Origin of the sequence: Cupriavidus basilensis, assembly GCF_008801925.2 — a bacterium.
GTDB classification, from domain to species: Bacteria; Pseudomonadota; Gammaproteobacteria; order Burkholderiales; family Burkholderiaceae; genus Cupriavidus; species Cupriavidus basilensis.
In genome coordinates, this window is the sequence record NZ_CP062803.1 from 2,343,762 (window position 1) to 2,354,743 (window position 10,982).

The window sequence follows — 10,982 nt, forward strand, 5'->3', positions numbered from 1 at the left end:
CCATAGAGGTTAGCCGGCTATCAGCCGGCTAACCCTTTCAGGCTTCGGCCTCGGCCAGCGGCCTTGGCCGTATCCGCCAGGCTGCCAGGATGGCGGTGGCGATGACGAGGCCAACCGCCAGGAAGGTCTCGTCGAAGGCGCGAATGCGCGCGGCCGGGTCGCCGTCGGTACCGAGCACCGCACCTTGGGCCGCCAGCCGCCATTGCAGGCCGACGCCGGCCAGGCTTACCCCGATCGCACCACCCAGCTGCCGGATGAAGTTGATGCAACTGGAACCCTGCGCAATCAGCGAATAATCCACGCCCCGCATCGAGCCCAGCGTCAGCGACGGCAGGATGCAGCCCAGCCCGATCCGCCCCAGCACCGCAAACCCCACCAGCAGCAAGTAAGGCGTGGCCTGGGACCCCATCGCCATCAGCAGGAACGAAGCCGACAGCAGCGCAAGACCGAACGACACCTGCAGATGTGGCGGGACGCGATGGGTCAGCCGCCCCGCCGCGGCAATGGTCAGGGCCAGCGCGATGCCGGCCGGCAGCAGCACCAGCCCGGCGCGCGACGGCGTATAGGCCAGCGCCATCTGCATGTAGACGGGCAGCAGGTAGGTCGATCCGAACAGCCCCGCGCCGTAGATGAAGGCCACCACCGCCCCGGCCGAAAACTGCCGGTAGCTGTACAGGCGCATGTTCATCAGCGGGTTCTCCGCGCGCAACTGCCACAGCACAAACACCACCAGCATCAGCACGCCAAAGCCCGCCAGCGCCATACCGGCGGGCACGCTCTCGCGCATCTGCACCAGCCCGTTGAGCAGGCTCACGGTGGCAATGCCGGCCAGGCCCAGGCCCTGCCAGTCGAGCGGCTTGCGCTCGCCCATCATGGCCGAGTCCACCGCCATGAAACGGCGCGCCATCCACAGCCCGATCAGCGTCAGCGGCACCACCACGAAGAAGATCGAGCGCCAGCCGAAGGCCTCCACCAGGAAGCCGCCCACGCTGGGGCCGAGCGCCGGCGCCAGCACCACGCCAAAGCCGAACATGCTGATCGCCTTGCCCTGCTCGCGCTCCTCGAACACCCGCAGGATCAGGATGTTGGGCAGCGGCTGCAGGATCCCCGCCGCAATGCCCTCGGCCACCCGCATGGCGATCATCACGCCATAGGTGGGCGAGAATCCGCCGACCAGCCCGCCCATGCCCAGCAGCAGCAAGCTGCCAATGAACGTGCGGCGCAAGCCGTAGCGGTTAAGCAGCCACGGCGTGAGCAGCATCGACAGCGTCATGGCAATCATGAAGCTGGCCGCCACCCATTGCGCGCTGTCCTGCCCCAGCACGAAATGCCGGCTCAGGTCGGGAATGGCTACGTTGACGATGGTTGACGACACGATCGACGAGACCGTGCCCAGCATCAGCGTCAGCAGCACCAGCCAGCGCAGCTGGCTGCCATAGCGTGCCCGCAGCGATTCCCGGGTCGGACCGCCCGGCTGCCTGCCGGCGGCAGGCGACGAGGGCTGCTCGCTCACCCCAGCCGTCCGAGGGCGGCCAGTTCGCGGATCTTGCGCACGGTGTCGAGGTCGGCCTCGTGATAGGCCGACTTGACGATTTCGGCGAAACGATCGTCGCCGCTGTCGTCCACCGCGGGCATGGTGGTTTCGTAGACAAAGCGCAGCAGCAAGGCGCCCGGGCCCGGCGTCTCGATCGCCATGGTCAGGGTGCCGCCAGCGTGCTCGTCGGTGGGGGCGGTTTCATAGCGCACGACGCGGCGCGGCTCGAAGACGACGCGGTCGCGAATCGTGGCCTTGCCGAAATGCAGCTTGCGCTCGACCCAGTTGTCGCCGCGCTCCACGATCTCCGCGCGGTCCAGCCCCATGACAAACAGCTCGGGCTCGGCACTGCGCAGCACCAGCCCTTGCCAGAGCTGCTCCGGCGTGAGCGTGTCCAACTGGATATTTTGTGGATCGTTGATCTCCACCAGGTGCTCGAAACGCAACTTAACTCTCCCGATCTATAGTTAGCCGATATTATGAAGGTCTGTGCCAAGGTCCGCAGCAAAACTTCCCGGAGCCCACCCATGAGCGCCCTGCCGTCTCCCGACACACGAACCGATGTCCTTGGCGCCATCGATCCGCTGCAGGTACTGGTCTACGCCGACTCGCTCTCGTGGGGCATCGTGCCAGGCACGCGGCAGCGCCTGCCCTGGCCGGTGCGCTGGCCCGGCCGGCTGGAGCTTGCCCTGAACGGTGCCAAGGCCGGCGGCCAGCGCCCCGTGCGGATACTGGAAGACTGCCTCAACGGCCGCCGCACGGTCTGGGACGATCCCTTCAAGCCGGGCCGCAACGGCATCCAGGGCCTGGCGCAGCGCATGGAGATGCACGCGCCACTGGCGCTGGTGATCCTGATGCTCGGCAGCAACGATTTCCAGTCCATGCACCCGCATCACGCCTGGCACGCCGCGCAAGGCATCGGCGCCCTGCTCGACACCATCCGCGGCGCACCCATCGAGCCCGGCATGCCCGTGCCGCCGGTGCTGGTGCTGGTGCCCCCACCCATCACCACGCCGCGCGGGCCGCTGGCGCCGAAGTTTGCCGGCGGCGAGCACAAATGCGTGGGGCTGGCGCAAGCCTTCCAGGAAGTCTGCCGCGCGCGCGGCTGCGATTGTTTCGACACCGGCACGGTCATCCATAGCAGCGAAGTCGACGGCGTGCACCTGGACGCCGCCGACCACATCGCGCTGGGCGATGCGCTGGCACCCGTGGTCGATGCCCTGCTGGCGCCGATGCGCGCCTGAAGTCCTCCGCCCTCCCGGGGCCGCTCTCAGCCTTGCGCGTCACAGGCGCCGAGTAGAACACTCCTGACAGTACGTGTCAGGAGTGCCGGCGCACAATCCTGGTCTTCGGGCGACGTGCTTCCATGCAGGCCGCGCCCCCAATTCCAAGCAGGAGACCGCGATGCAATTGCTGATCAATATCGACGTCGACGACCTCGCGCACGGCATCGGCTTCTACCAGCAGGGCCTTGGCCTGCGCCTGGCGCGCAAGCTGTTCAACGGCGCCGTGGCGGAAATGCTGGGCGGCGGCGCGCCGATCTACCTGCTGGCCAAGGCGCCGGGCACCAGGCCCAGCACGCGCGCCGACGGCCGGCATGACGATCGCCGGCACTGGACACCGGCGCATCTCGATTTCGTGGTGGCGGACCTGGAAAGCGCCGTGGAGCGTGCGCTGGAAGCCGGCGCCGAGCTGGAGGACTGGCCGCAGGATTTCGCCTGGGGGCGGCAGGCGATGCTGTCCGACCCTTTTGGCCATAGGCTCTGCTTTATCGAGTGGAAGGGTGGGGCTTACAGCGCCACCGAAAGGGGAAAGGAAACCAGGGAGCCTGCGTTGCAGGATTTATAGCGCCATAGCATCCACAAAAGTGGATATGCAAGCGCGGTTTGCTTCGTTGGTGGCGCGCAAACCTTGCTCTATCGTCTCTCGGGTGCAACTTCGAGAAGACAACGCGGCATGTCCAACTTCGACCCGGATCTGAACGACCCCTTCGTCGCCCGCGCGGTGGTGCTGCGCGAGACCTTCCATACCGATGCCGTCGCCCGCGACAAGGCTGGCGGCCGGCCTGGCGAACAAATCCGCTTGCTCAAGGAAAGCGGCCTGCTTTCGGCGGGCATTCCCACGGCCTACGGCGGGGGCGGTGCTTCGTGGCTTTCACTGCTGCGCGTGGTGCGGGAATTCGCACGGACCGATGGCTCGCTGGCCCACCTCTTCGGCTACCACCATCTGCCCGTGCACGCCGTGCAGGCGCGCGGCACGCCGGCTCAGCAAGAGCGCTGGCTGCGCGCCGCCGCCAAGGCGCAATGGCTGTGGAGCAACTCGGGCAATGCGCTGTCGAAGACGTCCAGTGCGCAGCGCGCCCCCGGCAACGATGGCTGGATCGTCACCGGATTCCGGCCCTTCTCCAGCGGCAGCCATGTGGCGGACGTGATCCAGCTGGCATGGGAGAACGCGCTGGGCCAGCGCCTGATGGGCGTGGTGCCCGCCGATCGCGCGGGCATCGTGATCGAGGATGACTGGGATGGCATCGGCCAGCGCCAGACCGGCAGCGGCACCGTGACGTTCAACGGCGTGCTGGTGCGCGACGATGAACTGCTCGGCAAGCCCGACGATCCGCTCACCCCTTTCGCATCGCTGACCACGCTGCTGCAGCAAAGCGTGCTGCTCAACGTGTTTGTGGGCACGGCACAGGGCGCGCTCGACGAAGGCCGCGCCTATACCGCCACGCAATCGCGCCCATGGATCCATTCGGGCGTGGCGCGCCATGTCGATGATCCGTGGGTCCAGCGCAAATACGGCGAGCTTGCCATCCGCACCTTGGCGGCAACCGAGCTGGCCGACCAGGCGGCGCGCAGCCTGGATGCCATTTATGGCTACGGACAGGCGCTGACGCTGGAGCAGCGCGGGCCGGTAGCCATCGCGCTGGCTACCGCCAACCTGTACGCCGGGGAAACCGGCCTGGCCGTGTCGAACGAGATCTTCGAGGTGATGGGTGCGCGTTCGGCCACCAACGCCAATGGCTTCGACCGTTTCTGGCGCAACGTGCGCACCCACACGCTGCACAACCCGGCCGAGTACAAGAAGCGCACGGTGGGCACGTGGTTGCTCACGGGCGAGTTCCCCTCGCCTGCCATCTATCGCTGAATCCGCTAAACCCGCCAAACCCGCTAAACCCGCTAAACCCGCTAAACCCGTTGAACATCATGACCGCCAACGTCGCCTATCTTCATGCGCAGGCCGAACCGGCACCTGCGCTGTTCGAGCCGGACACCAGCAACCCATTCATCGCCCGCGCCATCTTGCTGCGCGAGCGCTTTGCCGAAGACGCCATCGCCCGCGACCAGGCCGGCGGGAAACCCGCGGAGCAGATCCGCTTGCTCAAGGAACACGGCCTGCTTACGCTGCTGCTGCCGCGCGAAGTCGGCGGCCAGGGCGAAACCTGGTCGACCATGCTGCGCATCACGCGCCTGTTCGCGCAGGTGGACGGCTCGCTCGGCCATCTGTTCGGCTATCACTACAGCAGCCTGCTGAGCCCGCGCTTGCGCAACGCACCGGAGAAGGCCGCCAGCCTGTGGCGCCGCTCGGCCGAGGGCAACTGGTTCTGGGGCAACACGGCGAGCAGCTTTTCCAGGAGCCTGTTTGGACGACGCGATGGCGAGTGGTTCGTGCTGGACGGCTACCGCCCCTTCACCTCCGGCTCGCACGTGGCCGACTTCCTGGCGATTGCCTGGGAAGACGCCGACAGCGGCGAACGCCGCTTTGCCGCGATTCCCGCGGACCGCGCAGGCATCGTGATCGAGGACGACTGGGACGGCATCGGCCAGCGCCAGACCGGCAGCGGCCGCGTCACCTACCAGGGCGTGCGCGTGCACGAGAGCGAAGTGCTCGGGCAGCCGGTGCCCTTGAATCCCACCGGCGCGCCGGCCGAGCCCTACCGCACGGTCACGCCGCTGCAGCAGCAAAGCGTGCTGCTCAATGTGTTCATCGGCACGGCGCAAGGCGCGCTGCGCGCCGGGCGTGAGTATACGGTGCATCAGTCACGCCCGTGGATTCACTCAGGCGTGGAGCGCCATGTGGACGACCCGTGGGTGCGCCGGCAATACGGCGAGCTCTGGGTCAAGACCCAGGCCGCCACCGCGCTGGCCGACCGCGCGCTGCTTGCGCTTGACAGCGTGATCGCACGCGGCGAAGCGCTCAGCGCCGAGGAGCGCGGTGAAGCAGCCGTGGCCATTGCGGCGGCCAACGTGCTGGCCGGCGAGGTCGCGCTGCAGGTCTCCAGCGAGATCTTCGAGGTCACGGGCGCGCGCTCGGCAGTACGCAAGACCGGCCTGGACCGCTTCTGGCGCAATGTGCGCATCCATACCCTGCACAACCCGTCCGAGTACAAGACCCGCAATGTCGGCCGCTGGGTGCTGGGCGAAGGCCATCCTGAACCGGGGACCTACCAATGAGTGCATCGAACGGGGCGCGCCAGCGCCAGCTCCACCTCAACATCAATATCCTGCACTCGGGCTTCGTGCCCTCCGCGTGGCGGCTGCCCGACAGTGATCCTGCCGCCTTTACCGACGTGCGGCACTACATCCGCGTGGCGCAGATCGCCGAAGCCGGCAAGCTCGACGCGGTGTTCCTGGCGGATAACGCGGCTATCGTCGACCAGATTCATTTCCGCCCGATCCCGGCGCTGGAACCTACGGTGCTGCTGGCCAGCATCGCCGCGGCGACAACGCATATCGGCCTCATCGGCACGGCGTCCACCAGCTACAACGAGCCCTACAACATCGCGCGGCGCTTCGCCACGCTAGACCATGTGAGCGCGGGGCGCGCCGGCTGGAACGTGGTCACCACGGCCGATGTGCCGTCGGCGCGCAATTTCGGGCGCAATGCGGCGCCGGACCATGCGCAGCGCTATGCGCGGGCGGCAGAATTCACGTCCGTGGTCAAGGCCCTGTGGGACAGCTGGGAGGACGACGCCTTTATCGGCGACAAGGCATCGGGCCGCTTCGTCGACACCACCAAGGTGCAGCCGATCGCGCACCATGGCGAGCATTTCAGCGTGCAGGGACCACTTAACCTGCCGCGCTCGCCGCAAGGCCATCCGGTGGTCGTGCAGGCCGGCGGCTCCGCCGACGGGCGCGAGCTGGCCGCACGCCATGCCGAGGCCGTGTTCTCGGCATCGCAATCGTTCGAGGAATCGCTGGCCTACGGGCGCGAGCTCAAGGCGCGCGCACAGGCGCTGGGGCGCGGGCCCGATGCCGTGCAGGTGCTCGCCGGCCTGACCACCATCATCGGCGCCACCGAAGCCCAGGCCCGCCGGCGGCGCGACGAGCTGATCGACCTGATCCCCTGGGACTACAGCCTGGCGCGGCTGGCCGGCACGCTCGGCATCACGCCGGACCGCCTGAAGCTGGACGAGCGGCTGCCGGACAATCTCGCCCTGCCCGCCAACGGCAATGGCAACCACACCTTCTTCAACGCCACGCTGGCGCTGGCGCGGCGCCATGGCTACACCGTGCGCGAACTGATCCGCGAGCTGGCGGGCGGCGGCGGCCACCGCGTGATCGTGGGTACACCCGAGCAGATTGCCGACGACATCGAGCGCTGGTTCCGCCACGGCGCGGCCGATGGCTTCAACCTGATGCCCGATGCGCTGCCCGACGGGCTGCAGGACTTTGTCGACGGCGTGGTGCCGATCCTGCAGCGGCGCGGCATGTTCCGCACGCAGTACGAAGGCAGCACGCTGCGCGAGCACCTGGGGCTGGCACGGCCGCAAGGCCGGCAAAGCACACGCATCGCCGCCTGATATCCCTCAACGACCGATAAGCAACCGATAAGCAACCGATAAGCAACCGATAAGCAACCGATAAGCAATCATGGCTCAACGTAGCGGTTTCCTCAGCCTGGGCGCCTTCCTTTACCCCAGCGGCCACCATATCGCGGCCTGGCGCCATCCCGATGCCAAGGCCGACGCGGGCATCGACTTCAAGCACTACGTCGCGCTCGCCCAGGCCGCCGAGGCGGCGAAGTTCGACCTGGTCTTCCTGGCCGACGGCGTAGGCACGCGCGGCGACGATGTCGAGTTTCTCAGCCGTACCGCGCACAGCTACCAGGCGCAGTTCGAGCCCATCACGCTGCTGTCCGCGCTGGCCGCGGTGACGCAGCGCATCGGCCTGGTCGGCACCGCCTCGACGAGCTTCAACGAGCCGTATCACGTGGCGCGCAAGTTCGCCTCGCTGGACCATATCTCGGGCGGGCGCGCCGGCTGGAACCTGGTCACCTCATCCAACGAGCACGAAGCGCGCAACTTCAACCGCGACCACCATTTCGCCCACGCCGAGCGCTACGAGCGCGCGGCGGAGTTCGCCGATGTGGTCACCGGGCTGTGGAACAGCTGGGAGGACGATGCTTTCCTGCGCGACAAGGCCAGCGGCCGCTACTACGAGCCCGCCAGGCGCCATGTACTGGGCCATAAGGGGAAGCATTTCTCGGTGCAGGGGCCGCTCAACGTATCGCGCACGCCGCAGGGCCATCCGGTCGTGGTGCAGGCCGGCTCCTCCGAAGCCGGCAAGGAACTGGCCGCGCGCACGGGCGAAGCCGTGTTCACGGCGCAGCAGACCGTGGAGGATGCCGTGGCGTTCTACGCCGACGTCAAAGGCCGGCTAGCCCGCTACGGGCGCGAGCCGGATGACCTGAAGATCCTGCCCGGCGTATTCCCGGTGGTGGGCCAGAGTGAAAGCGAAGCCAAAGAGAAATTCGAGCAACTGCAAGCGCTGATCGACCCGGTGGTCGGCCTGGCGCTGGTGTCTGGCCTGACGGGCGGCTTCGACCTGTCAGGCTATCCGCTCGACGGCCCGATTCCCGAGTTGCCCGAGACCAATGCCAGCAAGAGCCGCCAGCGCCTGGTGATCGACCTTGCGCGGCGCGAGAACCTGACCATCCGCCAGCTTTACCAGCGCGTTGCGGGTGCGCGCGGCCACTGGCAGGTGATCGGCACGCCCGGGCAGATTGTCGACCAGCTTGAAGAGCGCTTCCGCAAATACGGCGCCGACGGCTACAACCTCATGTCGCCGGTGCTGCCGGGCGGACTCACCGATTTCATCGCGCTGGTGCTGCCTGAGCTGCGCCGCCGCGGCCTGTTCCGCACGGAGTACGAAGGCAGCACGCTGCGCGAGCACCTTGGGCTCAAGCGCCCCGCGCATCCGGCCGCTTCCTCCAGGCCCGCCGCCTCAACCCTTGCCGCAGCAGCATGACGACAACCTCTTCCTTCCCCGGCTCCGACCCCGATTTCCTCGCACGCGAAACGCTGCGCCTGCTCGGCCCCGCGCCAGACAACTGGGTGCCGGACCACGCCGGCATCGACCACAACGTGGCCATCGTTGGTGGCGGCCAGAGCGGCAGCGCCTATGCCTTCGCGCTGCGCCGCGCGGGCATCGGCCGCGTGACGGTGCTCGACGCCGCGCCAGATGGTGCGCTGGCCGGCGTCTGGCGCACGCGCGCCCGCATGCAGAAGCTGCGCACGCCCAAGAACCTGGTCGGGCCCGAGCTCGGCCTGCCGACGCTGGGCTTCCAGGCCTGGTATGAAGCACGGCACGGCGCCGAGGCTTATGCCGCGATCGACCGCATTGCGCGCCTGGACTGGGCTGATTACCTGGACTGGTACCGCAACTTCCTCGGCGTGCCGGTGCGCTACGCCACGCGCGTGGTGCGCATCGAGCCAGTAACCGGCGGCGCGCTGCAGCACTTCCGGCTGCATCTTGACGTGAATGGGCAGCCGCGCATCGAGACCGCGCGCAAGGTCGTCCTGGCCAATGGCGTGGCCGGCAATGGCGCGCCGTTCGTGCCCGCTGTGTTGTCGCAGGCCGTGGCCGCCGGGCTGGCCGCGCATACGGCCGACGCCATCGACTTCGGCGCGCTGCGCGGCAAGACGGTAGCCGTGCTGGGCGCGGCGGCCTCCGCCTTCGACGCCGCCGCCGTGGCGCTGGAATCCGGCGCGGCCGCCGTGCACCTGTTCGCGCGCCGCGACCATATCGCCGCCACGCCGGTATCGCGCGTGCGCGCCTACCCCGGCCTCTACGACAATTACCACGCCCTGCCCGATGCCACGCGCTGGGAGCAAGCCATCCGCTATCGGCGCGCCGGATCCACGCCACCGGCCGACTCGGTGGAGCGGGTGCTCAAATTCCCACAGTTCCATCTGCACCTGAGCACCTCGCTGTCCGCCGCCGAGGTGGAGTCCGGCCGCATTGTCACAGAAGTGCAAGGACAGACCCTGCGTTTCGACTTCGCGATTGCCGGCACGGGCTACCTGGTGGATCCGTCGGCGCGAGCAGAACTGGCCGACATTGCGCCACATATCCTGCGCTGGCGCGACCGCTACCAGCCCCCGGCCGATGCGCGCGACGACGAGCTCGCCGCGTCGCCCTACCTGGGCAGCGGCCTTGAGTACCTTGAGAAAACACCGGGTGCCGCGCCGTGGCTGCGCGATCTCCACGTGCATAACCCGGCAGGCTTTGCCAGCGTCGGCGTGCCGCTGGGCGATGTGCCCAGCATGCGGCGCGATATTCCGGGCTCGGTCGCCCGCATCAGCCGGGATCTGCTGCTGGCCGACCTGGCGCTGCATGAGCAGCGGATTCGTGCAGACGTGCCGGCGGATTTTGGGGCGCAGTTCTATGCTGGCGCCGTCTGGAAGCCCACGGGCGCCGCGCTCGCGGCGGCTTGAGGTGGCTTGAGGAAGCTTGAGGCAGCTTGAGGCGGCCGGATCCTCGACCCGCCGGGAACAGATCCGCGTACCGCCGCCTGCGACAAGGCCTTTTAACTTGAAGAGATCAAGCCAGAAATCTCTTCAAGATCCAATGTACTTGTAGTGCAGATCCAGTTTTTCGTTGTTTTCCGAAACTTCAATATGCAGAATGGCCTCGCCGGGCCTGCCATTGTCAAAGAGCACACACGCCATTCCTAGTGCCTTTCCGTTGGTTTCATAGACATCAATGCATGGCCTTTTCTGCGTACGCAAATCAAAGGCCGCCTCCAGTGGCGCAATGGACGGGATTGCCCCCTCATCGAAGTATTCATCAATGCAACCGAATATCTCTTCGGCCACTGCGCTGGAAATACCGAACTTGTGCTGTAGCACCTGTGCATCCCGCAGGCCAATGGCCTCGATAAATCGCCTCGCCTCGTCATAGGTTTGCTGCCTTGTTGGCGTTCGCATGGGTCGGCTCCGTGATGGCAAGACATCGAGGCGCCAATCTGGCACGACAAGAACTTAGCGTAAATTCTGCAGGGAGTCCCGTGGATAGGCTCCAAGATAAGCAGAGAAAGAAGACTGCAAGCGCCGGATAGGTCCTCGCCAAGCGCAGCAGTCACCACAGTGACCTTGCCGATCCGCCACGCGACTCAGCCGGAGCCCCCCTGCCGCCATCACGATCTGCCGTCAACCGGCATCGTCCGG

The 10,982-nt window shown here is 67.2% G+C and carries 10 protein-coding genes; 7 read left to right on the forward strand and 3 right to left on the reverse strand.

Annotated elements, in window-relative coordinates:
• Positions 1 to 37 precede the first annotated feature (37 nt).
• Positions 38 to 1,513 (reverse strand): DHA2 family efflux MFS transporter permease subunit, encoded by a 1,476-nt coding sequence (locus tag F7R26_RS10545; protein ID WP_150983550.1) that lies wholly within the window; start codon positions 1,511 to 1,513, stop codon positions 38 to 40.
• The gene (locus tag F7R26_RS10550; RefSeq protein ID WP_150983551.1) at positions 1,510 to 1,980 is read right to left on the reverse strand and encodes an SRPBCC family protein; all 471 of its coding nucleotides are present in this window, start codon (positions 1,978 to 1,980) and stop codon (positions 1,510 to 1,512) included. Before F7R26_RS10550 ends, F7R26_RS10545 begins: the two co-directional genes overlap by 4 nt.
• 81 nt (positions 1,981 to 2,061) lie before the next feature.
• Here F7R26_RS10550 and F7R26_RS10555 point away from each other — a divergent pair, with 81 nt between their 5' ends.
• The 7 genes from F7R26_RS10555 to F7R26_RS10585 all read left to right on the forward strand — a co-directional run bounded on the left by F7R26_RS10555 (position 2,062) and on the right by F7R26_RS10585 (position 10,250).
• Positions 2,062 to 2,778: an SGNH/GDSL hydrolase family protein gene (locus tag F7R26_RS10555; protein ID WP_150983552.1), complete on the forward strand. Its 717-nt coding sequence runs from the start codon at positions 2,062 to 2,064 to the stop codon at positions 2,776 to 2,778.
• 160 nt (positions 2,779 to 2,938) lie between these two features.
• Positions 2,939 to 3,382 carry a VOC family protein gene (locus tag F7R26_RS10560; RefSeq protein ID WP_150983553.1) on the forward strand — a complete coding sequence of 148 codons (444 nt, stop codon included), beginning with the start codon at positions 2,939 to 2,941 and terminating at the stop codon, positions 3,380 to 3,382.
• A 108-nt stretch (positions 3,383 to 3,490) separates the two neighbouring features.
• Positions 3,491 to 4,678: an acyl-CoA dehydrogenase family protein gene (locus tag F7R26_RS10565; RefSeq protein WP_150983554.1), complete on the forward strand. Its 1,188-nt coding sequence runs from the start codon at positions 3,491 to 3,493 to the stop codon at positions 4,676 to 4,678.
• Positions 4,679 to 4,737: 59 nt separating this feature from the next.
• Positions 4,738 to 5,985 carry an acyl-CoA dehydrogenase family protein gene (locus F7R26_RS10570; RefSeq protein ID WP_150983555.1) on the forward strand — a complete coding sequence of 416 codons (1,248 nt, stop codon included), beginning with the start codon at positions 4,738 to 4,740 and terminating at the stop codon, positions 5,983 to 5,985.
• Complete coding sequence (locus tag F7R26_RS10575; protein ID WP_150983556.1) at positions 5,982 to 7,334, forward strand: LLM class flavin-dependent oxidoreductase; 1,353 nt, start codon at positions 5,982 to 5,984, stop codon at positions 7,332 to 7,334. The genes F7R26_RS10570 and F7R26_RS10575 overlap by 4 nt, the downstream gene beginning before the upstream one ends.
• Before the next feature lie 70 nt (positions 7,335 to 7,404).
• Positions 7,405 to 8,781 carry an LLM class flavin-dependent oxidoreductase gene (locus F7R26_RS10580; protein ID WP_150983557.1) on the forward strand — a complete coding sequence of 459 codons (1,377 nt, stop codon included), beginning with the start codon at positions 7,405 to 7,407 and terminating at the stop codon, positions 8,779 to 8,781.
• A complete protein-coding gene (locus F7R26_RS10585) occupies positions 8,778 to 10,250 on the forward strand; it encodes a SidA/IucD/PvdA family monooxygenase (protein WP_150983558.1) in 1,473 nt (490 codons plus the stop codon). The genes F7R26_RS10580 and F7R26_RS10585 overlap by 4 nt, the downstream gene beginning before the upstream one ends.
• Before the next feature lie 123 nt (positions 10,251 to 10,373).
• Here the strand turns inward: F7R26_RS10585 and F7R26_RS10590 are convergent, their stop codons facing one another.
• Complete coding sequence (locus tag F7R26_RS10590; protein ID WP_150983559.1) at positions 10,374 to 10,742, reverse strand: hypothetical protein; 369 nt, start codon at positions 10,740 to 10,742, stop codon at positions 10,374 to 10,376.
• Positions 10,743 to 10,982: the final 240 nt, after the last annotated feature.

Bases quoted from the DNA above. Each gene is read 5' to 3' on its own strand.
- F7R26_RS10585 (WP_150983558.1), top strand. From the start codon at position 8,778: ATGACGACAACCTCTTCCTTCCCCGGCTCCGACCCCGATTTCCTCGCA.
- F7R26_RS10555 (WP_150983552.1), top strand. From the start codon at position 2,062: ATGAGCGCCCTGCCGTCTCCCGACACACGAACCGATGTCCTTGGCGCC.
- F7R26_RS10590 (WP_150983559.1), bottom strand. From the start codon at position 10,742: ATGCGAACGCCAACAAGGCAGCAAACCTATGACGAGGCGAGGCGATTT.
- F7R26_RS10560 (WP_150983553.1), top strand. From the start codon at position 2,939: ATGCAATTGCTGATCAATATCGACGTCGACGACCTCGCGCACGGCATC.
- F7R26_RS10565 (WP_150983554.1), top strand. From the start codon at position 3,491: ATGTCCAACTTCGACCCGGATCTGAACGACCCCTTCGTCGCCCGCGCG.
- F7R26_RS10570 (WP_150983555.1), top strand. From the start codon at position 4,738: ATGACCGCCAACGTCGCCTATCTTCATGCGCAGGCCGAACCGGCACCT.
- F7R26_RS10575 (WP_150983556.1), top strand. From the start codon at position 5,982: ATGAGTGCATCGAACGGGGCGCGCCAGCGCCAGCTCCACCTCAACATC.
- F7R26_RS10580 (WP_150983557.1), top strand. From the start codon at position 7,405: ATGGCTCAACGTAGCGGTTTCCTCAGCCTGGGCGCCTTCCTTTACCCC.